Here is a 20773-nt window from a genome sequence, read left to right on the forward strand (position 1 = left end):
CGCGTGGCCTTGCGGTCGCTGGCGCGACCGATCTGGTGGCCTGCGCAAAAAGAAAGGGGCGGCCCGGTTTCCCGAGCCGCCCCTTCTGTTTGGCCGAAGCCGGCTGGCCTAGAACTTCGCGCGCAGCGTCACACCGTACTGGCGCGGCGGCAGGGTGAAGGCCGAGCGCGAGTTGGCCGCGCCCGAGCCCCGCAGCGTGGTGTTGAAGGTCACCCCGCGCACCACCTCGTCGGTGAGGTTGTTGACCCAGCCTTCGAGCGCGTACTTGCCCTCGGCGAAGCGGAGGCCCGCGCGCAGGTTCACGAAGGCCTTGCCGTCCTGGATGTCGGCAACGATCTTCGGCTGCGCCGCGACGGCCCCGGCAACCCCCAGCGTTGCGATCTGCTGGACGCTCGGCGGCACGATCGGCTGGGTCGAGGTGCGCTGATCGTCTTCCATGCGCACCTGGCCCGCAACGAAGAAGTCGATGCCGTCGGTCAGCGGCGTCTCGTAGTTTGCACCGGCGAGCGCGATGATGCGCGGCGCGTTGGTGAGGTCATTGCCGCACAGCGACACCACCTGCGGCGCGATCTGCGTGCCGGCGCAGTCGTCGGGATAGGCGGCCTTGAGGAAGGTCGCGGCGAGGTTGAAGGTCAGGCCGGGAGCCGGACGCAGCAGGCTCTCGATCTCGACCCCGCGGGTCTTCGCCTTGGGCACGTTGAAGGTCGCAAAGGCGGTGCCGGTGAACTCGAGCACCTGGAAGTTCGTGAACTCCTCGATGAAGCCCGCGACGTTGACCGTCACCGAGCGGTCTGCGGTCTGCGCCTTCACGCCGACTTCGTAGGCATCGACTTCTTCCGACAGGAAGCGCGGATCGGCGCCGCTCACGGCAGCTGTCGAATCGAGGTTGATACCGCCCGACTTGTAGCCGTGGGTGAAGCTTGCATAGGCGTTGATCGACGGGCTGAACTCGTAGGCGAGCTTGGCCGTGTAGATCAGTTCCTCGTCCTTGAAGTTGGTCTGGAAGGTGCGCGGCAGCGGCAACGCGGCGGCCTGCGGGAGGTTCACCGGTGCAACAAAGCCGAGGCAGCCGACCGCGACATAGGCGCCCGTGACCTGCTGGCGGGTCGCGGCCGGCGTTCCCGCCGGCAGCAGGGTGTTGAGCGCGCCGAGAGAGGCAAGCGTTGCCGGGCAGATCTGGTTGTTGGTCGCGATCTGGCGGAAGCCGCCCGACTTGTCTTCCCACGAATAGCGCGCACCCAGGGTGAGTTCGAGCCCGTCGGTGATTTCGAAACTGTTGTGCGTGAAGAGCGCGTAGCTCTTGGCATCCTGATTGAAGCCATTGGTGGTGCTCGTTCCGGTCGGGGTACGCACAGGCGTGGTCCCGGCGACAGTCTGAAGGAGCTGCAGAGGCGCAGGCCCGAAGGAGCCGCCCAGCAGGGCGCCGAGGTTCGCCTCGTATTGCGAGCCAAGACCGAAGGTCTGGTTCTGGTCAATGCGCTCGTCGGAATAGAAGCCGCCCACCATGTAGTTGAGCCTGCCGCCCGCCGCTTCGCCCTGCAGGCGCAGTTCGGCAGTCCAGGTGTCGATGTCGAGATTCAGCCCGTCGACGTTGAAGAGATTGAGCCCGGTGAAGTCCGTGTCGTAGCGCTCGAAGCTCTGGTACTTGCGGTAGGAGCCGATGAAGATGAGGTTCGCGTTGTCGGAAACGGGGAACTCGAGCTCGCCGGTGACACCGTAGTTCTTGATGTTCGCCTCGGGCACGAAGTTGGCGGAGACGACGCGATTGTCCATCGCCCGCTCGAAGCCGCGCTGATCGTTGGCGGCGGTGGCGACGAAGGGCTGGCCATTGCCGCCCCGCGCACCGAGGCCGACCGCATTGTAGACGCCGCCAGTCACCAGTGGCGACTGGTACAGCTCGATGGCGCCGCAGCAGCTCGAGGTGTTTTTCGAATAGTCCGCGATGATCCGGCCGCGAATGCCGCTTTCGGTATCCCAGCCGATCTGGCCGCGCACCATCCACTGGTCGACGTCGTTGGTCTCGCCGATCTTGGTGCCGCTGGCGTTGACGACGTCAAGGAAGCCGTCGCGGTTGCGCCACGCGCCGGTGACGCGGACCGCGACCGTGTCCTTGACGATCGGCACGTTGATCGCGCCCTGGATCGCCTTCTCGTTGAAGTTGCCGTATTCGGCGTTCACGAAGCCGCCGAACTCGGTCACGTCGGGGCGCACGTTGGTGATGTTGAGCGCACCCGCCGAAGTGTTGCGGCCGAACAGCGTGCCCTGTGGCCCGCGCAGCACCTCGACGCGCTCGACGTCGACGAATTCGCTGAGCGCCACGCCCGGGCGCGACTGGTAGGCGCCGTCGATGAAGATGCCGACCGCGCTCTCGAAGCCGATGTTGTTCGAGGTCGTGCCGACGCCGCGGATGCGCAGCACCACCGAGCCCGAAGCGAGCTGCGCCTGGCTGGCGGTGAAGGAGGGGGCGAGCGCGCCAACCTGCTGGATGTTGACGACGCGCTGGGTCTCGAGCTGCTGCGGCGAGATCGCAGTCACGGCGAGCGGAATGTCCTGGACGTCCTGCGCGCGGCGGGTCGCGGTCACGATGATCACGCCGTCGTCGTTGGCCGGGGCCTGGGCTTCGGTTTCCGTGTCCTGAGCAAAGGCGGGGGTGGTCAGTGCACTGCAGGCCATCAGGCCGCACGCATAGATTGCGAGCTTGCGCGTCATGTTTTCCCTTCTCTCCACATGCCAGCCGGTCTTTTTGCCGACTTGGGTTAGCGGGGCGAAACCTATCAGGGTCGCGCGCCCTAACAAGAGTGAGAGCGAAAGTTCTGGCCGATAGTAGCAAAAATGCCACAACGGGCGGCTGACAGGCAGCATAGCGTCGCCAATGGCAGTGTAGCCGCAACTTTGTTTTGCAAGCGGGATCGGGCCTCTCAGAACCCGTAGCGCAGGCCGATCCACCCGGTGCGCGGGGTCCCGAGATCGATCGAGCCCGCCTGGTTGCGGGTGACGATCCGCTCGCCCGTCAGGTTCTCGCCGCGCACCACCACGGAGAACTTCTCCGCGAGCGGCATCGCGAGGAAGGCGTCGAGCGTCGTCGCCGCGGGGAGCCGGTCGGTCCCGCGGTCATCCTCGAACTGCGCCGCAACGTGCCGCAGCGTGCCCGCAAAGCGCCAGCCGGCTGCGGGCTCCCAGCCGAGGGTCGCGGTCGCGGCGAGCTTCGGCGTCTGCGCCGGACGCTTGCCGTCGAGGTCGGCGGAAAGCCCGCGCCCGCGCGCCTCGGCATCGGTCCAGGCGAGCGCCCCGTCGAGGCTCACCCGGCCGACCCGCGCCGCGACGCTCGCCTCGACCCCCCGCGCATCGATCGCGGGGAGATTCGCCCGGCGGCGCAGGTTGGGGCCGATGGTGACGTTGGCGATGGCGTTCTCCACCCGGTTGTCGAAGGCGGTCACCGCGATCACCACGGCGCTGACCGGCTGCCAGTCGAGCCCGACCTCGTAGCCCTTGAGCCGCTCGTTCCTGAGGTCCGCATTGGCCTCGGTGGTGACCGGGAAGACCACGAAGGGGCGGTAAAGCTCGTTCAGCGTCGGGAGCCTCAGGCCGGTGTAGGCCGCCCCGCGCAGGGAGAGGCGGCGGGTCGCGTAGAACAGCGCACCCGCGCGCCAGCTTGCCGACCAGTCGGAGCGGTCGGCGGGCAGGATGGTGTTGACCGGCACCCCGGTGGCGCTCACCGCGCGATAGAAGCCGCCCGTCACGCTCGAGCGGTCGGCGCGCAGACCACCGTTGATCGTCAGCGGGCCGATCTGCCAGTCGTCCTCGACGAAGAGGCCGAGGTTGTCGGTCGTGCCCCCTGCCCGGCGACGCTCGGTGACGCGGCCGGTGACCGCGTTCAGCGCCTCCTCGCGCGTCTCCCCCTCGGCGCGGCGGTAGTCGGCGCCGATGCGGATATCGTGGCCCTCGAGGAGCGGCGGGCGCAGCTCGAACTTGCCGCCGACCCCGGTCGAGGGGGTGGCGCGCTGGTCGAGCGTCGGGGTGAAGCGGGTGGCGGAAATCACCACGTTGGAAAAGTCGCGCGCCTGGACATAGGCGAGCGCGTCGAACTGCCAAGCCCCGCGCCCGACGAAGCGGATCGAGGCCTCCTGCCCCTCGCTCGCCGAGACTGCGCCCTTGAAGCGCAGCGTGCGGGTGTCGCGGAAAGCGGCGATGCGGGCCTGGACCTCGATATCGGGGGCGAGCGGCGCTACCGTGCGCAGGGCCGCGTTCCAGCTGTCGAAGGCGGCGCGGGCGGTGGCGGGGACGCGCTGGTCTGCGGGCGTGGTGAAGAAGCCCTGCCCCCGGTCCCAGCGCCCGCTCGCCACCGCAAAGCCGCTGCCGAGCCGCCGGGTGAGCACCCCGCTCGCCTCGGTGTCCGCACGGTCGTTGATCGCCGCGCTCCCGAGGAAGCCGCCAGCCTGCCCAGGCTCGGCGCTCTCGAGCTCGATCGTCCCCGCCAGCGCCCCTGCGCCGAAGGGCCCGGAGCCGCCGCCGCGCGTCACCCGGATCGTGCCCAGGGTCTCGGGCGGGATCGCCGACAGGGGAATGTAGCCGAAGAAGGGATCGGCGACCGGCACCCCATCGAGCAGCACCAGCGCGCGGCTCGTCGCGTTGCCGCCGAGCGCGCGCAGCGTCACGCCCTGCGCACTCGGGTTCGAAGAGCGGCTGTCCGATCGGCGGAACTGCTGAAAGCCCGCGACATTGCGCAGCACGTCCTCGATCCGCCCCGAGGGCGCGGCGACGATGGTCTCGCGCTCGAGGGTGGTGGTGGCGTAGATTCCGGTCGAGAGCGCCGGGTCGAGCCCGCGTCCGGTGACGACGATCTCCGCGGCGGGAGGGCTCTCCTCCGCCTCTTCAACATCTTGCGCGGCGAGCGGCACTGCAAGGGGCAACAGCGAGACGGCGACGAGCAGGCGGGCGGCGAAGGTCATGGCCCGCGCCCTATCGCCTCGCCTTTCCCCCGTCACCCCAAACTCGGTTGCAAATTGCCATTCGAGACTCGCTTTTGGCCCGCACGTGTGGTTACATCGGTGTCAATTAGGGAGAGAGAGGCCCGCCATGCTTGCGACACCACCAGACTTCGACGTGCTGATCGTCGGTGCCGGAATTTCCGGCATCGGAATGGCCGCGCACATGGAGATGAAGGCGCCGCAGCACCGCTACGCCATCGTCGAGCGGCGCGACAATCTCGGCGGCACCTGGGACCTGTTCCGCTACCCCGGCATCCGCTCGGACAGCGACATGCACACCCTCGGCTTCGACTTCGAGCCGTGGCGGCACGAGAAGTCGATCGCCGATGCGCCCGCGATCCTCGAATACCTCGACCGCATCGTCGACGAGCGCGGCATCCGCCAGCACATCCGCTTCGGCCACAAGGTGCTGAGCGCCGATTTCCGCCACGACGAGGCGCGCTGGCACGTCGAGTGCGAGCTCGCCGACGGCAGCAGCACCCGCCTGACCGCGAACTTCCTCTATCTTGGCTCGGGCTATTACGACTACGACGAGCCCTACGACCCCGGTTTCGACTTCGGCGCGTTCGAGGGACAGGTGCTCCACCCGCAGTTCTGGCCCGAGGACCTCGACTATTCCGGCAAGCGCGTCGTGGTGATCGGATCGGGGGCGACCGCGGTCACCATCGTCCCCTCGATGGCGCGCGAGGCGGCGCATGTGACGATGCTCCAGCGCACCCCGACGTGGATGTTCACCCGCCCCGCCAAGGACGCCTTCGCGAACTTCCTGCGCGCGGTGCTGCCCGAGCAGCTGGCCTACCGGCTGACCCGCTTCAAGAACATCTGGTTCCAGGACTTCAGCTTCAAGATGGCGCGCGACAAGCCGCAGAAGGTGAAGGACGCGCTCTACAAGAAGATCGAGAAGTCGCTCGGCAAGGACTACGACAAGGCCGCCTTCACCCCGCCCTACAACCCGTGGGAACAGCGCCTCTGCCTCGTGCCCGACGAGGACCTGTTCCGCGCGATGAAGGCCGGCAAGGCCGATGTCGTGACCGGGCACATCGCGAAGTTCGAGAAGGGCGGCGTGCGGCTTGCCGACGACCGCTTCCTCCCCGCCGACATCGTCGTCACCGCCACGGGCCTCAAGCTCGCGGTTGCGGGCAAGATCGCGGTCAGCGTCGACGGGGAGCCGGTCGCCTTCAACGAGCGGTTCTACTACAAGGGCTGCATGTTCTCGAACCTGCCCAACCTCGCGGTGGTGTTCGGATACCTCAACGCGAGCTGGACGCTGCGCGCGGACATCAACTCGGACTACGTGTGCCGGGTGCTCGAGCACATGCGCAAGACCGGCACCGCGATCGCCACCCCGGTGCTGACCAAGGAGGCCGAGGCGGCGATCGAGGAGGACGACGTGTTCGACTTCTCGAGCGGCTACATCCAGCGCGGCAAGCACATCATGCCGAGAAACTCGGTGAGCTATCCCTGGCGCCTCAACCAGGAATACGTGATCGACCGGAAGCGCATGAAGGAGGACCCGCTCACCGACGGGATCCTCACCTTCACGAGGCCGGGTGCCAACGCGCGCGCCGCGGACCAGCAGCTCGAGGCGGCGGAGTAGCATCCTTCCGTTCCGTTCGTGTCGAGCGGTTGCAAAGCACTGCCGAAGGAAGAACGCGAGACACCTCGCGCGGGTGGCATCTCGACTTCGCTCGAGGCGAACGGAGGGTGATGAAGCCCTTTTTCTCGCCGCCAATCTCCCCTAACCAATCCCCATGACCTCTCCCGACAAGATCTGGACCGCCGGGCTCATCGTCATCGGCGACGAAATCCTCTCCGGCCGCACGCAGGACAAGAACATCGCGCAGATCGCGAGCTGGCTGCAGGTGCAGGGCATCCGCCTCGCCGAAGTGCGGGTGGTGCCCGATGTCGAGGCGCGGATCGTCGCCGCGCTGAACGCTTTGCGCGCCGATTACGACTATGTCTTCACCACCGGCGGGATCGGGCCGACGCATGACGACATCACTGTGGACGCCGTCGCCGCGGCGCTCGGCGTGCCGGTCGTGATCCACCCGGAGGCGCGCGCGCTGCTCGAGCGCTACTACGCGACCCGCGGCGGCCTCAACGAGGGGCGCCTGAGGATGGCCCGTGTGCCGGAAGGCGCGGAGCTCATCCCCAACCGCATGTCGGGCGCGCCCGGAATCCGCATCGGCAACCTCTTCGTCATGGCCGGGGTGCCCCACATCACCGCCGGCATGCTCGACGCGCTCACCGGCCAGCTCGAGGGGGGCGCGCCGCTGCTCTCCGAGACGATCGGCTGCTGGGTCGCCGAAAGCGAGGTCGCCGACCTCCTGCGCGAAACCGAGGCCGCGCACCCGGCGTGCCAGATCGGCTCCTACCCCTTCTTCCGCGAGGGCCGGGTGGGCGCCAACTTCGTGATCCGCTCGGTCAGTCCCGAGGACCTCAGGAGCTGCTGCGAGGCGCTCGCGGGCGCGCTCGCAGCGCAGGGCCACGCCCCCACGCCCGGCGGCATCTGAAACCCGAAAGATACATCATCACCGCGTCTTAACCCTCTTGCCCTATTGGGCAGGAACATGACGACGCGGGTCTTCATCACGATCGACACCGAGTATTCCTCGGGGCTCTACACCGGGCCTACCGCCGCGGACCGCGCGGAGAACTTCGCGCGCTCGATCGCCTGCGTCACGCCCGAGGGGCCCTCCGGCATCACCCACAAGCTCGCCCTGCTCAACCGCCACGGGCAGAAGGCGGTGTTTTTCGTCGACCCCATGCCCGCGCTGGTGTGGGGCATCGCCGCGATCGAGGATATCGTCGGCCCGATCCTCGATGCCGGGCACGACGTCCAGCTCCACTGCCACACCGAATGGCTTGCGCTCGCCGGAGCCGCCAACCCGGTGCCCGGCAAGCCCACGGGCACCTTCCTCTACGACTTCCCCTTCGAGGAGCAGTGCCGCATCCTCGACTACGCCCGCGCGACGCTGGTCGCCGCCGGAGCCCCCGCGCCCATCGCTTTCCGCGCGGGCAATTACGGCGCCAACGACGACACGTTGCGGGCGCTCGCGACGATCGGACTGCACTACGATTCGAGCCACTGCCCCGCCCTTTCGACCGGGGGCAGCCGCATCGGCCTCGGCCCGGACGACCGCGACCCGCTCGGCCACATGGGGGTGATCGAGGTGCCGGTCGGCGCGATCAGCACGCTCTCCGGGGGGCTGCGCCACGCCCAGATCACCGCGCTGACCCTCACCGAGATGCTCGCCGCGATCCGCCATGCGCGCGATAACGGGCATGAGAGCTTCACACTCGTCAGCCACTCCTTCGAGCTCATCAACCGCCGCAAGCAGGCGGTGAACCATGTCGTGCGGCGACGCTTCGTCGGACTGATCGGCGCACTCGCGGCGATGCGGCGGGTCGAGACCGGCACCTATGCCGAGACGCCGCCGCTGCTGCGGCTCACCGGCGGCAACGCCACGCTCCCGGCGAGCCCGCTGCGCACCAGCATCCGCCTCGCCGAGCAGTTCGTCTCCAACGCCTTCTACGGCGCGCGCTGAGCCTTACGGGTGCGGCGGTGAGCGCGATCGACTTCACCCTCGGCTCGCGCCGGCTGGCGAGCGTGCCGCGCGCGCTCGCGACCTGGGCCTTCACCCTCGAGGAGGTGCTCGCCGGCGCGCTCCCCGAGGCCCCGCCTGCGGGCCGCGACGGGGTGCGGGTGCTCTCCGCCCCGACCGCGCGGCTCGCCGAGATCGCCGCGCGCTACCCGGGCGCGCTGGTGGGGGCGCGGCAGGACTACCGGCGGCACTACATCGATATGCAGACGGGCTTCGCGGCCTACATGGCGCGCTTCTCGGGCAAGACCCGTGCGACCCTGCGCCGAAAGGCGAAGCGGCTCGCGGACGAGGCGGGGAGCTTCGCGGTCACCGCGCACCGCACTCCGGCCGAGGTCGAGGCCTTCCTCGCGCTCGCCCTGCCGCTCTCGGCACGCACCTACCAGGCGCGGCTGCTGGATGCGGGGCTGCCCGACACGCCCGAGGCGCGCCGCACGATGCTCGAGGCTGCCGAGGCGGACCGGATGCGGGCCTTCCTGCTCCACGCGGGCGGCGCTCCGGTTGCCTACCTCTCGCTCCCGGTGACGGGCGCGACGCTGGTCTACGCGCACCTCGGCCACGATCCCGCCTGGGCGCGGCTTTCGCCGGGGACGGTGCTCCAGATGGAGGCGCTCGAGCGGCTGTTCGGCGAGGGCCGCTTCCGCTTCTTCGACTTCACCGAGGGCGAGGGCGCGCACAAGGCGATGTTCGGCACGCACCACGCCGCATGCACCAGCCTCGTGCTGCTCGCCCCGACGTTCGCCAACCGCACGCTGCTCGGCGCGCGGGGCGCGTTCGACGGGGCGGTCGCGGGGGCGAGGACGCTTGCGGAGCGCTCAGGGGCGCTGGGTCGGATCCGGGCGCTGCTGCGCGCCTAGGCCGGTGCGCGCCTCGGCCTTGCGGCGGTTGCGGCTGTGCACCGCGGCCGTCTCGACGATCGAACTGCGCACCGAACGCGCGCCCGACAGCGAGCCGTAGCGCAGCGCGAGGTAGAGCCACACGGCGATTACCCCCCCGAACAGCGCGCCCGCCGCGAAGCCGAGGCGCGGATCGTAGCTCGCCAGCATCACAACCGCGGCAAGCGCGACGGCGGCGACGATCCACTTGGGCGCGAGCCAGCCGACCAGGCGCTCGGACGGGAGGGGCATGTTCCGGACCTCTTTCAAGATGCGCGGCGGGAGTGGGGAGGAGGTGCCGCAGGCTCGCGAAAGAGATGGATGATCTTCCGGGAAAGACAAGTGCCCGGGCAATATAAGTTAAGTTCCCGCGCTTCGATCAGTGCGGGTCGGCGCCGCTGTCCCGTGCCCGCTCGGCGCGCTGGCGGTGCGTCGCCGCCTCGGCCTCGCGGACACTGGCGCCCCGGGCGCTGCGATTGAACAGCCAGCCCAGCAGCAGCACCGCGAAGAGCAGGGCCGCACCGATGCCGGGGGCGACGAAGGACCGGGTGACGTAGGTCGCGATCAGGCTCGCGAGGATGATGGCGATGATGACGGGTCTCAGCATGGGATGCTCCTTGCCGGAACCCTACCCGCGCCCGCCCCGACATGATCCGCAAGGGATCGCGCCCCTGCCGCCGCCCGGCGCAAAAGGGGCCGGAAGCGCGATGCTTCCGGCCCCTCTTGATCCGTTGATGCGAAACGAAGGTGCTTACGCGCCTTCGACTTCCGACAGGTCGACCTTGAGGCCCGGGCCCATCGACGAGGTCACGGTGACCTTGCGGACGTACTTGCCCTTGGCGCCCGAGGGCTTGGACTTCACCACCGCCTCGGTCAGCGCCTTGAAGTTCGCCTTCAGCGCGTCGTCGGAGAAGCTGAGCTTGCCGATGCCGGAGTGGATGATGCCCTGCTTCTCGACCCGGAACTCGACCTGGCCGGCCTTGGCATCCTTGACCGCCTGGGCGACGTTCGGGGTGACGGTGCCGAGCTTCGGGTTCGGCATCAGGCCCTTGGGGCCGAGCACCTTGCCGAGGCGGCCGACCACGCCCATCATGTCGGGCGAGGCGATCACGCGGTCATAGTCGAGGTTGCCGGCCATCATGTCTTCCATGAGGTCTTCCGCGCCGACCTTGTCCGCGCCGGCGGCAAGCGCCTTCTCGGCATTGTCGCCGCGGGCGAAGACAGCCACGCGCACGTCCTTGCCGGTGCCCGAGGGCAGCGAGACCATGCCGCGGACCATCTGGTCGGCGTGGCGCGGATCGACGCCGAGGTTCATCGCGACTTCGACGGTCTCGTCGAACTTGCTCTTGTACTGGCGCAGGGTCGCGAGAGCTTCCTCGACGGTGTAGAGCTTCTCGCGGTCGAGGTTGGCGAGCACCTTCGCCTTCTTGGTGATCTTGCCCATGTGCTTAGCCCTCCACCACTTGCAGGCCCATCGAGCGGGCCGAGCCGGCGATGATCTTCATCGCCTGGTCCACGTCGTTCGCATTGAGGTCGGCCATCTTGGCTTCGGCGATCTCGCGGATCTGCGATTCCTTGATGGTCCCTGCCGACACCTTGCCCGGCTCCTTCGAGCCCGACTTGAGGTTGGCCGCCTTCTTGAGGAAGAACGAGGCGGGCGGGGTCTTGGTGACGAAGGTGAAGGAGCGGTCGCCGTAGACGGTGATGACCGTCGGGATCGGCATGCCCTTTTCCATTTCCTGCGTGGCGGCGTTGAACGCCTTGCAGAATTCCATGATGTTCACGCCGCGCTGACCCAGCGCCGGGCCGATCGGCGGCGAGGGCGTGGCAGAGCCCGCGGGCACCTGCAGCTTGATATAGCCTTCGATTTTCTTGGCCATGAGGCCTTACTCCTGTCGCACTGTTGCCGCGCTGTTTCCATCGCGGCTCATGTTGAGCGGTCAAACGCCAGCGGCTGTGCAACGCCGCAAGCTCCCGCACGGAATCACCCGGAGCCGAAGCCCGAGCGAAGGCGCGCGCCTAGGCGCAAGCCGGGCAAAAAGCAACCCGGCTGTGACTGCGCCGCAGGGCAAGCGGACAAAGCGGACACCCTGTCCGCTTTGCAGGACTGCCAATTGTACCATGATTTCAGTCGCTAAGGGCCAGTTTCGTCAAGCGGACGGACAGGGGATCGGGGCCTTGTGTGGCGCCGCACAGACCCAACGGCCTCGCAGACCGGCCGAACGATGGGAAAGAGCCTGGAGGCACCTTAGCGGCTGGCCGGGGCGTAGGAAATGTCGGCAATCGCCCCCTGACCGCCGAAAGCGAACGTTCGGCTATCGACCCCTAAGCAGCCGCTTACGCAGGGCCGGATAAGCGGATCGCCAATCGCCATGCTTCCCGTGCAGCGCCATGTGCGGCGGGTCAGCGGCTTGCTTTGTCCCCCCCAATTCTCAGTGCGGTCGCTGGCACCTTTTCGCAAAGGATGCCCCATGACCGAAACGCCTTCACCCGCTCGCCGCCGCTGGGATCCGATTGTCCGGATCACCCACTGGTCCATCGCGCTGGCCGTGCTCGCCAATGCTCTTGTCACCGAGGAAGGCTCCGGGCCGCATATCTGGGTCGGTTACGGTTTGGCCGCGATCCTCGGCCTGCGCCTGCTGTGGGGTCTGGTCGGCCCCGCCGAAGCGCGCTTCTCGGCCTTCTGGCCCAGCCCGCACAAGGCGCTCAGCCATCTGCGCGATATCCGGGCGGGCAGGAAGGAGCACCACTCCTCGCACAATCCGCTCGGCGCCTTGATGGTCTATGCCATCTGGGGCTGCCTGCTGACGATCATCGGCACAGGGATAGCCATGGCTGGCCCGCCGCCATGGGACGGTTCGGAGCGTGAGGCCGAGCATCGCACCATCGCCACCGCCACCCAAGGCGAAGACGCAGAGGGTGAAGAGGAAGGCGGAGAGGCAGGTGAGGCCGAGGAAGGCCCGCTTGGCGAAATCCACGAGACGGCCGCCAATCTGCTCTACCTGCTGATCCTGCTCCACATCGGCGGGGTGATCTTCGAGACCCGGCGCAGCGGCAAGCAGGTTCTTATGGCGATGGCCCCGCTCGGACGATAGGCAGGCAGCATGACCACAAGAGCGCGCAGCATTGAACGCAAGGCCACCGGGATCAGCATCCTCGTGGCCTTGCAGGCCCTGGCCTGCGCGTTCTTCATGGCCGATCTGGTGGGGGATGTGCTGGCCGAAGGGATCGGCTCGCATCTCGTGATCGAAGCCATGGCCGCCACCGCCCTCCTCGTCGCCGTCGTGCTGGGGGCCTTGCAGGTGCGCAGCCTTATCGCCGCCGCCCGGCGTGACGAGGCCGCGGTTGCCGCGGCGCAAGGCGCACTGGCCGATCTGATTGCCTTGCGCTTCGCGGAGTGGCAGCTCACCGCGGCCGAGGCTGACGTGGCGCTGTTCGCGCTCAAGGGCTGCGATATCGCCGAGATCGCGGGCTTGCGCGGCTCGGCAGCCGGCACTGTCCGCGCGCAGCTTGCGCGGGTCTATGCCAAGGCCGGGGTCGATTCCCATTCAGGCCTGATTGCGCAATTCCTCGAAGAGCTGATCGCCTTGCCGGATCGGGAGCCTTTAGGATCGCTTTGAGGCGGTCAGGCAACTTTCCACCCACCATCGGTCACAACGCAATCGGACGCTCACGCCCGAAAGCGGACGCGACGCAGGTGATTGCGGCATGGCGCAGCGCTATGCCTTGCGGCTGGGTGCATCGCCAGCCGCGACGCGCGGCACCCGCAGGCCCTTGGTCCGGCTGGTGAGGTGGAATTGCGCGCACAGCGTGCACTTATAGGCGCGCAAGCTGACGTCGGCGGCGAGCGCCACGACCTCGGCCTCCTCGCGCGTGGCGAAGCGGCGCTTCCTTCGGCAGATCCCGGGGCGCGTCCTTACTTGACGAGCTCCACTTCCTCGAAGCCCAGTTCCACCGGCGTCGCGCGGCCGAAGATCGAGACCGAGACCTTGACCCGCTGCTTGTCGAAATCGAGCTCTTCCACGATCCCGTTGAAGCTCGCGAAGGGCCCCGCGTTGACCTTCACCGAATCGCCGATCTCGTAATCGACGCTGATGTCGCGCTTGGGCGCGGCCTGGGCCTCGGCGACGCCGCCGAAATAGCGGGCGGCCTCGCGCTCGGAGATCGGCTGCGGCTTGTTCCCCGAGCCGAGGAAGCCGGTCACCTTGGGGGTGTTCTTGACGAGGTGGTAGATGTCGTCGGTCATGTTCAGCTTGGCGAGCACGTAGCCGGGCATGAACTTGCGCTCGACCTGGACCTTCTTGCCGCGCTTCACCTCGGTCACGGTCTCGGTGGGCACCTGCACCTCCTCGACGCCCTCGGAGAGGCCGAGGCGCTCGGCTTCGGCGATGATCGCGTCGCGCACCTTGTTCTCGAAACCGGAGTAAGCGTGGATGATGTACCAGCGAGCCATGGGAGGTCCTTGCGTATTGGGGTCTGTCGGGCGGGGGGGCGCGGAGCCTACTGGAGCAGGCCGATCAGCGCGCGCACGACCATGCCGAACAGGCTGTCGATGCCGAGGAAGAACACCGCGAGGATCAGCATGAAGATGAACACGAAGATCGCGGTGCGATAGGTCTCTTCCCAGGTCGGCCAGGCGATCTTGTTCGTCTCGGCCTTGACCTGGTTGAAGAACTCGCCCGGCGAGGTCTTGCGCTTCTTTTCTTCGGCCCCGTCCTTGGGAGCGATCATCTTGTCGGCCATGAGAGCCTTGATCCTTCGCGTAATGCCTTCACGTCTCGTCCGGCCGGCTTTGAGGTAGGGCTCCGCGCCGCCCGGGACAAGGTCGCCGGAGGGGCTGGAGGATCTGCCGATGTCGGAAAGACGTCTGCGCCCTTACGCGCGAGGGCGCGCGAATGCAAGAGGGGCGGGGCAGCGCCGGTGCTGCCCCGCCCCTCCGTGTCGTTAGGCCGGGGGCCGTGCTCAGACCCCGACGATCCCGCCGTCGGCGCGGGTGATCGCGACCACGCCCGAGCGCGGGCGCACGCCCGGCGCGGCGCCGGTCTGGCTGGCGGGCCAGTTGCTGTCGGGGTTGTCGGCGGTGCCGTCCTCGCCCGGGTGCTGGATGCCGACGAACAGCGTGCGGCCGTCCGGAGTCGTGTCGACGCCGGTGATCTCGCAGCCGACCGGGCCGGTCAGGAAGCGGCGCAGGGTCGCCCCCGTAGCCGCCGCGCCGACGAAGGTCGCCTGGGTGCCGGTGCCGCCGTTGGTGTTGGTGATCGTCCGCGCCCCGCCGTCGCCGACCTGGCCGGGGAGGGCGGCGAGCATCTGGTTGTTGGTGCGGTCGGTGAAGGCGCCGTCGTCGGTCTGGATCCACAGCAGCGGCCGCCCGACGCCCGAGGGGTTCTGCGGCCGGGCGAACCACAGGCCGTCGGGGCTCGAGAAGTCGTTGTCGGCGGTGAGCCCGGAGAGGTTCACGTTCTGGGCATCGGCGTCGATCGAATCCGCGCCGAACAGGTAGATGTCCCAGGTGAAGCTGGTCGCTGTGGGCAGGTTGCCGTTCTCGCGCAGGCGGATGATGTGGCCGTTGGGGTTGCCCGCGCTGGTGCCCGCGCCGACCGGCTCGACATAGGAGCGCGGGTTGGCCGCATCGGTGCCGGTGACCGGGCGCCCGGCGGCGTTGTTGTTGGTGAGGGTCAGGTAGATCTCGCCGTTGGCCGGGTTGACCGCGGTCCATTCGGGGCGGTCCATCGGGGTCGCGCCCACCGCGTCGGCGGCGAGGCGGGTGTTGACGAGGATGTCGGCCTGGCTCTGGAACACGTATTCAGGCTCGCCGCTCACCGCCGGACGGTTGGGCACCTGGCCGAACACCAGCGGCAGCCACGTGCCGGTGCCGTTGGCGTTGAACCGGGCGACGTAGAGGGTGCCCGCGTCGAGATACTTGTCGCCCACCGCGAGGCGGTCCGAGCGGTTGCGGTCGGCCTCGGTCCAGGCGGCGTCGGAGACGAACTTGTAGAGGTATTCGCGCCGCGCGTCGTCGCCCATGTAGACCGCGATGCGCTGGCCCTCGACCAGGTTGGAGAGCCACGCACCCTCGTGCCCCATGCGCCCCAAGGCGGTGCGCTTGCGGGGCGCCAGGGTCGGGTTGTAGGGGTCGATCTCGACCACCCAGCCGAAGGTGTTGGGCTCGTTGCGGTAGTCGCTGGTCGCATCCCCGGTGCCGGCGCGCGCGTCCCAGCGGCGGAAGATCGGATCGGTGGTCGAGGCCGAGGCCCAGTTGTAGTTGCCGCGGTTGCTGTTCACCCCGTAGCGGCGCAGGCTGGTGAGCTCGCGCGCGGTGCGGTTGGCGGTGTCGGCGCCCGGACCGGTGTTGTCGCGGCGGAAGTAGCCCGCCCAGTTCTCCTCGCAGGTGAGGTTGGTGCCCCACGCCGCATGGCCGTTGGCGCAGTTGTTGATCGTGCCGGTGGCGGCGGTGCCGTCGGGCGAGGCGACGGTGCGCACGAAGGCGCTGCCGCGCACCGGACCGCTGATCTGCATCGGCGTGTTCGGCGTGATGCGACGGTTGAGCGCACTGTTCGGAATCGTCACCCAGTTGCGGTTGCCGGTGTCCTGGATCTCGACCACCGAGACGCCGTGCGCCTCGATCTCCTTGATCGCCTCGGCCGCCGGGCGCGCGCCCGAGGTGAGGTTGGTCGGGCCCGAGGGGTGGAGATACTGGACGTTGAGGTTCTCGTGGTTCTGCACCAGCAGCCCGCGGATCGAGCTGTTGTCGTCGCGCACGCCGGCGGCCGAGAGGCCGTAGAAGTAGAGCGCATCGCCGTGGTCGCCGATGCGGCCGGCGAAATTGGTGTCGGTGCCGTTGTTGGCATAGGCCGGGACGCCCGCCGCGATCGGATCGCCGAGGCGGGTGAGCACGGTGACGTTGTGGCCCGATGGCACGGTCACCACGTCGTTGCGGTTCTTGGCCACCGCGGTGAAGCCGAGCTGCGCCGGGTTGACGGTGATGTTGACGTCGTCGACCTGGCCGTTGGCGGCGATGCGGAAGCCGAGCACGGTCGGCGCCGAGACCCCGGGGGCGAAGAAGCTGCGGGTCGCGCCCGTCCCCGACAGCGTGACGGTCGGGCCGGCGAACTGCTCGACGGTGAAGGCGGCATTGTTGGCGGTGGTCGGCGCGATCGTGACCAGCCGCCCGGCCGAGGTCGTGGCATCCTGGCCGGCATTGACCAGCACCCCGGAGGAGGGGGTGCCGTCGTCGTCGCCGCAGGCGGTCAGCATCGAGGTCCCGAGGAACGCCGTCAGCGACGCGGTGAGCGCGCCCATCAGCGTCTGGCGCCGCGAGAAGCGCTCGTCGGCGAGCTCGTTGAGGGTGCGCAGGTTGGTGAAGTTGGTGTCGACGTCCCCGTCGGAATAGGCGGCGTCGATGATCTTGGTAGCCATGGCTGAGTGTGTCCCCCTGGGAATGAATTCCAGCGGGTGACACATGGCCGCAGGTCATGACGCGGCGGTTGCGAAATCATGGCAAAGCGATGAAATCGCCGATCAAATCGGCGACTTTGCGACGAACGGAGTGCACCCGTCGCAGGCCCCGGGGCGACCGGAGCGGCGCTGCGCCTCAACGCAGGCCGAACAGGCGGGCGAGGAGGCCGGGCTCCTCGTGCATCGGGCGCAGCGGCCCGTGGATCGCCGCGAGCCGCGCCGGATCGCGGGTCGGGCGCGGGCTGACCCACTGGTCGGGACGCGAGGAACGGAAGGTGTGGGCGCTCATCCTGAAGTCTCCTGTGCGAGCGACGTGGAACTCAACTCGTCGACAGGAATACACGCCTCGCCTTGCCGCGGGATGAATGCGGGATTCGGGAAAGCGCAAGGAACGGCGGCTGTGACCACGGAGCATGGCTGCCGGGCGGCGGCTCGGCGCGCAGCGCCGCGAAGCCACGCGGCCGAGCCGGACCGGCCCGGAACGAAGCGCAGCGAAGTGGAGGATCAGCCGGGAGGACGAACCCGCGGAGGCGGGTTCGCGAACAAGAATGGCAGGGGTGACAGGATTCGAACCCGTGGCCCTCGGTTTTGGAGACCGATGCTCTACCAGCTGAGCTACACCCCTGCACTCGCGGCAGGCGGGCCCTTTAACGAAGGCGCCGGAGATAGGCAATCCACTTTACCTGCCCGCGTGCGCGCCTGTAGTATCGCCTGCGACCATGCATTCGCCCCAGCGCCCCCCGGTCCCCGTCGAGACCCTGCTGCTCGCCTATCGCAGCGGGATCTTCCCGATGGCCGACCGGCGCGAGGACCCGGAGGTGTTCTGGGTCGAGCCGCGCGAGCGGGCGATCATTCCGCTGGACGGGCTGCACATCTCCAAGTCGCTCCGGAAGGTCATCCAGTCGGATCGTTTCACCGTCACCGTCGACCGCGCCTTCGAGCGGGTGATCCGCGCCTGCGCCGAGCCGCGCCCCGACCATCCCGATACGTGGATCTCCGAGCGCATCGTGCGGAGCTATGTCGGCCTCCACCGCGCCGGGCACGCCCACTCGGTCGAGTGCTGGCTGCCGGGCGCGGACGGTGCCCCGCCGCAGCTGGTCGGCGGGCTCTACGGGGTGAGCTTCGACCGGGTGTTCTGCGGCGAATCGATGTTCAGCCGCGTGCCCGACGCGAGCAAGGTCGCGCTCGCCTGGCTGGTCGCGGTGCTGAGGCGCGCGGGCTTCGTGCTGCTCGACTGCCAGTTCATGACCGAGCACCTGCGCTCGATGGGCGCGGTCGAGATGGCGCAGGCCGATTACCGGCGGCGGCTCGAGGGGGCGCACGGAAGCCCGCGCTCGAGCATCGGCATGGCGTGGCGCTGGTTTGCCGAGGGCTATGCGGCGGGGGTCGCGGCAGGCGCGGGCGCGGCTTCGGGCGTCGCCGCGGCCGAGGGGCTCGCCGAGGGCTTGGCGCCCGGTGCGGAAGGCGGCGGCATGGCGGGGCCTTCCTCGCCCGGGAAGCGCATCACGCAGTCCTTGACCCAGACGTCATAGACCGGGTGCTCGACGACGTTGAGGCTCGGGCTCTCGAGGAACATCCAGCCCGAGAAGACCCGCGCGTGGTTCTGCTGGCCGCGCCCGCGGATGTCGACCTGCACGAAGGCGCCGGTCTGCTGCGGCATCTCCCAGGGCGCGGTGCGCTCGCAGGCCGAGACGCGGACGATCACCGGGCCGATCTCGCGCGCCTCGCCGGGCTTGAGGCGGATTTCCTCGGAGACGTTGTTGCGCTTGTTGAGGAGGCCGAGCACCGCGACGCGCGCGTTCATCGGGGTCGCGCCGTAATCTCCGGTCGGCGCCGTGGCGGCGGCGACGGGGGCGGGGCTCGCCGCCTCCAGCGGAACCTTGACCGCTTCGGCCTGCTTGGGCGCGAGCCAGTCGCAGCCAGCCAGCGCGAGCGTAAGGACCAGCAGGGTGACGGGCGCCCGCACGAGGGCGACTCAGTCCGCGGCCCCGGGGGTCCAGGCCTCGTAGTCGCCGACCGCCTTCGCCCGCACGCCGCCGCGTTCGAGCGCGCCCTGCGGGCGGTAGGCGGCGGCGGTGCCGGTGGCATTGGGGGTCCAGTCGGCCTCCCAGATCTTGGCCGGGGGCAGGTGGCTCTCGGGCACGTCGTCATAGGTGCCGTGGAGCCAGCCGTGCCACTCGGGCGGCACGCGGCTCGCGTCGTTGGCGCCGGCGTAGATCACCCAGCGCTTCTCGCGGCTGGTGTAGGAGCCGTCGCGCTTGCCGGTCTCCTTCGTGCGCGCGCGGTAGTACTTGTTGCCGGCCGCGTCGGTGCCGACATGCTCGCCCCTGACACGGCTCGCCCAGAGGTGGGTGCCGATGGTGGCGCCGTCCCACCAGGTGAAGATCTTTGCGAGGATACCCATGGGGTGCGCGCCTAGCGGATTCGGCGGGAGGGGCCAATACCTGTTTGCTTGCCCGCCTCTGCGGGCACGTCCTCGGTGCGTTTCGAGCCTTGCAGGCTCGAGCACCTGCGGCTCGGCCGCGTGGCCTCGCGGTCGCTAGCGCGACCGAATCCAAAGCCACACCCGGGTCTGGCAGTGATCCGGCCCGCCATCGGACGGGCCGCGAGCGCACGCGCGCGAGCCGCAGGCGATCAGGCCCGCAAGGGCCTGAGACTCGCCGAGGACGTGCCCGCGGAGGCGGGCACGCAAACTAGAACACCACCTTGTCCCCCGGCACAATCCCCAGCGCCGCTGCCCGGCCCGCGCGCAGCTCCAGCACCGCGCTCGCATTCCCCTTCGAGCTCACCGAGGCGAGTGAATAGGGCTCGGTGTTGGCGGCGATGTTGAGGATCCGCCCGTCAGCGCCGATGAAGATGATGTCGAGCGAGAGCGGCGTGTTCTTCATCCAGAAGCTGCGCGGCTGGGGGGTGCCGGAGGGGAAGATCATTCCCTCGAAATCGCCGAGGCTCTGGCGGAACATCAGCCCGCGCGCCTGGGCTTCCTGGGTGTCGGCGAGCTCGACCTTGAAGGCGAGCCTCTTGGCGCCGCGCTCGACCGTGAGGTCGATCACCCTGAGGCCCGAGACCGGGTGCACCGCCGCGCTCGCCGCGGCGGGCGCGGGAGTCTGCGCGCTCGCGGTCGCGCTCTCGCCGGTCGAGCAGGCCGCAAGCGCCAGAGCCATCACGCTGCCTGCCAGGATATGCCTCACCATGCCTCGTCGATCCCTTCCTCGTCGCCCTCGGCTTCGGCGACCCATTCCTCGACATCCTCGACACGCTGCGCGGCGAGGATGAGCTTCACGTGCTCGTACTGGTGGCCTGCGCGCAGCATTGCTGCAACGGCTTTTTCGTGGGCCTTGCGCCGAAGCAGCGGGTCGGCGGGCTCGGCCGACGTGCTCCACGGCCCGAGCCGGCGCTTCGCCGCGAGCAGCGCCGCCGCGCGGCGGCTCGCCGCCTCGCCCGGGGCATGGACGCGGCGCAGCCCCTCGCCCACCCCGGCGTGGCGCAGGCTCTCCTCGACCCGCCGCGCGCCGTAGCCGCGGCTGCCGAGATCGCGCGCGCGCATCCGGGCATAGGCGTCGTCGTCGACATAGCCGAGCTCGACCAGCCGGGCGACCAGCGCCGGCAGGTCGGGCGCGATCACCCGCCCGTCGGCGTCCGCGGCGAGCCCGCGTTCGCGGATCTTGCGCGAAAGATAGGCCTCGAGCCGCGCGCCCGTAGAGGCGAAGCGGGCGGCGTAGTGGAGCGCGAGGTCGCGCAGATTCGCCTCGGTCAGCGGGGGCTTGACCCGCCGCGCGCCCCGGCTCCGGCCCGGGCGATCCTCCCCGGCAGCGCGGCCGGGCGATGACGAATTCGCTTTACCTGAAACCAT

21 protein-coding genes, 1 tRNA gene and 1 pseudogene are annotated in these 20773 nt (G+C 69.1%); 7 read left to right on the forward strand and 16 right to left on the reverse strand.

Annotated features, from left to right (window positions below):
• Nucleotides 1–108: 108 nt before the first annotated feature.
• Nucleotides 109–2673, reverse strand: a complete 2565-nt coding sequence (locus ACLBKU_RS03720) for a TonB-dependent receptor (protein ID WP_410178188.1) — start codon at nucleotides 2671–2673, stop codon at nucleotides 109–111.
• Between the two features lie 245 nt (nucleotides 2674–2918).
• On the reverse strand, nucleotides 2919–4949 hold the full coding sequence (locus ACLBKU_RS03725; protein ID WP_410178189.1) for a TonB-dependent receptor plug domain-containing protein: 2031 nt from the start codon (nucleotides 4947–4949) through the stop codon (nucleotides 2919–2921).
• Between the two features lie 127 nt (nucleotides 4950–5076).
• Here ACLBKU_RS03725 and ACLBKU_RS03730 point away from each other — a divergent pair, with 127 nt between their 5' ends.
• The 4 genes from ACLBKU_RS03730 to ACLBKU_RS03745 all read left to right on the forward strand — a co-directional run bounded on the left by ACLBKU_RS03730 (nucleotide 5077) and on the right by ACLBKU_RS03745 (nucleotide 9447).
• A complete protein-coding gene (locus ACLBKU_RS03730; protein ID WP_410178190.1) occupies nucleotides 5077–6585 on the forward strand; it encodes a flavin-containing monooxygenase in 1509 nt (502 codons plus the stop codon).
• Between the two features lie 154 nt (nucleotides 6586–6739).
• Nucleotides 6740–7501, forward strand: a complete 762-nt coding sequence (locus ACLBKU_RS03735; RefSeq protein ID WP_410178191.1) for a competence/damage-inducible protein A — start codon at nucleotides 6740–6742, stop codon at nucleotides 7499–7501.
• Nucleotides 7502–7558: 57 nt separating this feature from the next.
• Nucleotides 7559–8536, forward strand: coding sequence for a polysaccharide deacetylase family protein (locus ACLBKU_RS03740; RefSeq protein ID WP_410178192.1), 978 nt, complete (start codon nucleotides 7559–7561; stop codon nucleotides 8534–8536).
• 17 nt (nucleotides 8537–8553) lie between these two features.
• Nucleotides 8554–9447: a GNAT family N-acetyltransferase gene (locus ACLBKU_RS03745; protein ID WP_410178193.1), complete on the forward strand. Its 894-nt coding sequence runs from the start codon at nucleotides 8554–8556 to the stop codon at nucleotides 9445–9447.
• Here ACLBKU_RS03745 and ACLBKU_RS03750 read toward each other — a convergent pair.
• The 4 genes from ACLBKU_RS03750 to rplK all read right to left on the reverse strand — a co-directional run bounded on the left by ACLBKU_RS03750 (nucleotide 9406) and on the right by rplK (nucleotide 11345).
• Entirely contained in the window at nucleotides 9406–9717 is a 312-nt protein-coding gene (locus ACLBKU_RS03750; RefSeq protein ID WP_410178194.1) for a hypothetical protein, read from the reverse strand. The genes ACLBKU_RS03745 and ACLBKU_RS03750 overlap by 42 nt on opposite strands.
• A gap of 127 nt (nucleotides 9718–9844) precedes the next feature.
• Nucleotides 9845–10072, reverse strand: a complete 228-nt coding sequence (locus ACLBKU_RS03755) for a hypothetical protein (protein ID WP_410178195.1) — start codon at nucleotides 10070–10072, stop codon at nucleotides 9845–9847.
• A 144-nt stretch (nucleotides 10073–10216) separates the two neighbouring features.
• A complete protein-coding gene (gene rplA, locus ACLBKU_RS03760; protein WP_410178196.1) occupies nucleotides 10217–10909 on the reverse strand; it encodes a 50S ribosomal protein L1 in 693 nt (230 codons plus the stop codon).
• 4 nt (nucleotides 10910–10913) lie between these two features.
• Nucleotides 10914–11345: a 50S ribosomal protein L11 gene (rplK, locus tag ACLBKU_RS03765; protein ID WP_267616949.1), complete on the reverse strand. Its 432-nt coding sequence runs from the start codon at nucleotides 11343–11345 to the stop codon at nucleotides 10914–10916.
• 591 nt (nucleotides 11346–11936) lie between these two features.
• Between rplK and ACLBKU_RS03770 the strand changes: the two genes are divergently transcribed.
• Together ACLBKU_RS03770 and ACLBKU_RS03775 are read left to right on the forward strand one after the other, a co-directional pair.
• Complete coding sequence (locus ACLBKU_RS03770; protein ID WP_410178197.1) at nucleotides 11937–12560, forward strand: cytochrome b/b6 domain-containing protein; 624 nt, start codon at nucleotides 11937–11939, stop codon at nucleotides 12558–12560.
• Between the two features lie 9 nt (nucleotides 12561–12569).
• On the forward strand, nucleotides 12570–13085 hold the full coding sequence (locus ACLBKU_RS03775; RefSeq protein ID WP_410178198.1) for a helix-turn-helix transcriptional regulator: 516 nt from the start codon (nucleotides 12570–12572) through the stop codon (nucleotides 13083–13085).
• A gap of 99 nt (nucleotides 13086–13184) precedes the next feature.
• On the opposite strand, the gene ACLBKU_RS03780 is transcribed toward ACLBKU_RS03775, so the two are convergent.
• The 6 genes from ACLBKU_RS03780 to ACLBKU_RS03805 all read right to left on the reverse strand — a co-directional run bounded on the left by ACLBKU_RS03780 (nucleotide 13185) and on the right by ACLBKU_RS03805 (nucleotide 17545).
• Nucleotides 13185–13319, reverse strand: coding sequence for a hypothetical protein (locus ACLBKU_RS03780; RefSeq protein ID WP_410178199.1), 135 nt, complete (start codon nucleotides 13317–13319; stop codon nucleotides 13185–13187).
• Between the two features lie 62 nt (nucleotides 13320–13381).
• Nucleotides 13382–13918 (reverse strand): transcription termination/antitermination protein NusG, encoded by a 537-nt coding sequence (gene nusG, locus ACLBKU_RS03785; protein WP_410178200.1) that lies wholly within the window; start codon nucleotides 13916–13918, stop codon nucleotides 13382–13384.
• Between the two features lie 47 nt (nucleotides 13919–13965).
• The gene (gene secE, locus ACLBKU_RS03790) at nucleotides 13966–14208 is read right to left on the reverse strand and encodes a preprotein translocase subunit SecE (RefSeq protein ID WP_410178201.1); all 243 of its coding nucleotides are present in this window, start codon (nucleotides 14206–14208) and stop codon (nucleotides 13966–13968) included.
• A 219-nt stretch (nucleotides 14209–14427) separates the two neighbouring features.
• A complete protein-coding gene (locus tag ACLBKU_RS03795) occupies nucleotides 14428–16881 on the reverse strand; it encodes an alkaline phosphatase PhoX (RefSeq protein WP_410178202.1) in 2454 nt (817 codons plus the stop codon).
• Nucleotides 16882–17056: 175 nt separating this feature from the next.
• A complete protein-coding gene (locus ACLBKU_RS03800) occupies nucleotides 17057–17209 on the reverse strand; it encodes a hypothetical protein (RefSeq protein WP_410178203.1) in 153 nt (50 codons plus the stop codon).
• A gap of 260 nt (nucleotides 17210–17469) precedes the next feature.
• Nucleotides 17470–17545, reverse strand: a tRNA-Trp gene (locus ACLBKU_RS03805).
• Between the two features lie 94 nt (nucleotides 17546–17639).
• On the opposite strand from ACLBKU_RS03805, the gene aat reads away from it, so the two are divergent.
• The gene (aat, locus tag ACLBKU_RS03810; protein WP_410178204.1) at nucleotides 17640–18452 is read left to right on the forward strand and encodes a leucyl/phenylalanyl-tRNA--protein transferase; all 813 of its coding nucleotides are present in this window, start codon (nucleotides 17640–17642) and stop codon (nucleotides 18450–18452) included.
• A gap of 35 nt (nucleotides 18453–18487) precedes the next feature.
• Here the strand turns inward: aat and ACLBKU_RS03815 are convergent.
• From ACLBKU_RS03815 to ACLBKU_RS03830, 4 genes and pseudogenes are all read right to left on the reverse strand, one after another.
• Nucleotides 18488–18724, reverse strand: a pseudogene (locus tag ACLBKU_RS03815) (DUF2155 domain-containing protein); the annotation flags it as partial.
• 171 nt (nucleotides 18725–18895) lie between these two features.
• Nucleotides 18896–19324: an NADH:ubiquinone oxidoreductase subunit NDUFA12 gene (locus ACLBKU_RS03820; protein WP_410178205.1), complete on the reverse strand. Its 429-nt coding sequence runs from the start codon at nucleotides 19322–19324 to the stop codon at nucleotides 18896–18898.
• A gap of 289 nt (nucleotides 19325–19613) precedes the next feature.
• Nucleotides 19614–20114 carry a DUF192 domain-containing protein gene (locus ACLBKU_RS03825; RefSeq protein WP_410178206.1) on the reverse strand — a complete coding sequence of 167 codons (501 nt, stop codon included), beginning with the start codon at nucleotides 20112–20114 and terminating at the stop codon, nucleotides 19614–19616.
• Complete coding sequence (locus ACLBKU_RS03830) at nucleotides 20108–20773, reverse strand: RecX family transcriptional regulator (RefSeq protein ID WP_410178207.1); 666 nt, start codon at nucleotides 20771–20773, stop codon at nucleotides 20108–20110. The genes ACLBKU_RS03825 and ACLBKU_RS03830 overlap by 7 nt, the downstream gene beginning before the upstream one ends.

This window comes from Erythrobacter sp. NE805, from assembly GCF_046452355.1.
Lineage (GTDB): Bacteria > Pseudomonadota > Alphaproteobacteria > Sphingomonadales > Sphingomonadaceae > Erythrobacter.

Coding starts and splice junctions, on each gene's coding strand:
- ACLBKU_RS03775 (WP_410178198.1), top strand. CDS start 12,570: ATGACCACAAGAGCGCGCAGCATTGAACGCAAGGCCACCGGGATCAGC.
- ACLBKU_RS03820 (WP_410178205.1), bottom strand. CDS start 19,324: ATGGGTATCCTCGCAAAGATCTTCACCTGGTGGGACGGCGCCACCATC.
- ACLBKU_RS03735 (WP_410178191.1), top strand. CDS start 6,740: ATGACCTCTCCCGACAAGATCTGGACCGCCGGGCTCATCGTCATCGGC.
- rplA (WP_410178196.1), bottom strand. CDS start 10,909: ATGGGCAAGATCACCAAGAAGGCGAAGGTGCTCGCCAACCTCGACCGC.
- rplK (WP_267616949.1), bottom strand. CDS start 11,345: ATGGCCAAGAAAATCGAAGGCTATATCAAGCTGCAGGTGCCCGCGGGC.
- ACLBKU_RS03825 (WP_410178206.1), bottom strand. CDS start 20,114: ATGGTGAGGCATATCCTGGCAGGCAGCGTGATGGCTCTGGCGCTTGCG.
- secE (WP_410178201.1), bottom strand. CDS start 14,208: ATGGCCGACAAGATGATCGCTCCCAAGGACGGGGCCGAAGAAAAGAAG.
- ACLBKU_RS03770 (WP_410178197.1), top strand. CDS start 11,937: ATGACCGAAACGCCTTCACCCGCTCGCCGCCGCTGGGATCCGATTGTC.
- nusG (WP_410178200.1), bottom strand. CDS start 13,918: ATGGCTCGCTGGTACATCATCCACGCTTACTCCGGTTTCGAGAACAAG.
- ACLBKU_RS03755 (WP_410178195.1), bottom strand. CDS start 10,072: ATGCTGAGACCCGTCATCATCGCCATCATCCTCGCGAGCCTGATCGCG.
- ACLBKU_RS03725 (WP_410178189.1), bottom strand. CDS start 4,949: ATGACCTTCGCCGCCCGCCTGCTCGTCGCCGTCTCGCTGTTGCCCCTT.
- ACLBKU_RS03720 (WP_410178188.1), bottom strand. CDS start 2,673: ATGGCCTGCAGTGCACTGACCACCCCCGCCTTTGCTCAGGACACGGAA.
- ACLBKU_RS03750 (WP_410178194.1), bottom strand. CDS start 9,717: ATGCCCCTCCCGTCCGAGCGCCTGGTCGGCTGGCTCGCGCCCAAGTGG.
- aat (WP_410178204.1), top strand. CDS start 17,640: ATGCATTCGCCCCAGCGCCCCCCGGTCCCCGTCGAGACCCTGCTGCTC.
- ACLBKU_RS03800 (WP_410178203.1), bottom strand. CDS start 17,209: ATGAGCGCCCACACCTTCCGTTCCTCGCGTCCCGACCAGTGGGTCAGC.
- ACLBKU_RS03740 (WP_410178192.1), top strand. CDS start 7,559: ATGACGACGCGGGTCTTCATCACGATCGACACCGAGTATTCCTCGGGG.
- ACLBKU_RS03730 (WP_410178190.1), top strand. CDS start 5,077: ATGCTTGCGACACCACCAGACTTCGACGTGCTGATCGTCGGTGCCGGA.
- ACLBKU_RS03795 (WP_410178202.1), bottom strand. CDS start 16,881: ATGGCTACCAAGATCATCGACGCCGCCTATTCCGACGGGGACGTCGAC.
- ACLBKU_RS03830 (WP_410178207.1), bottom strand. CDS start 20,773: ATGGTTTCAGGTAAAGCGAATTCGTCATCGCCCGGCCGCGCTGCCGGG.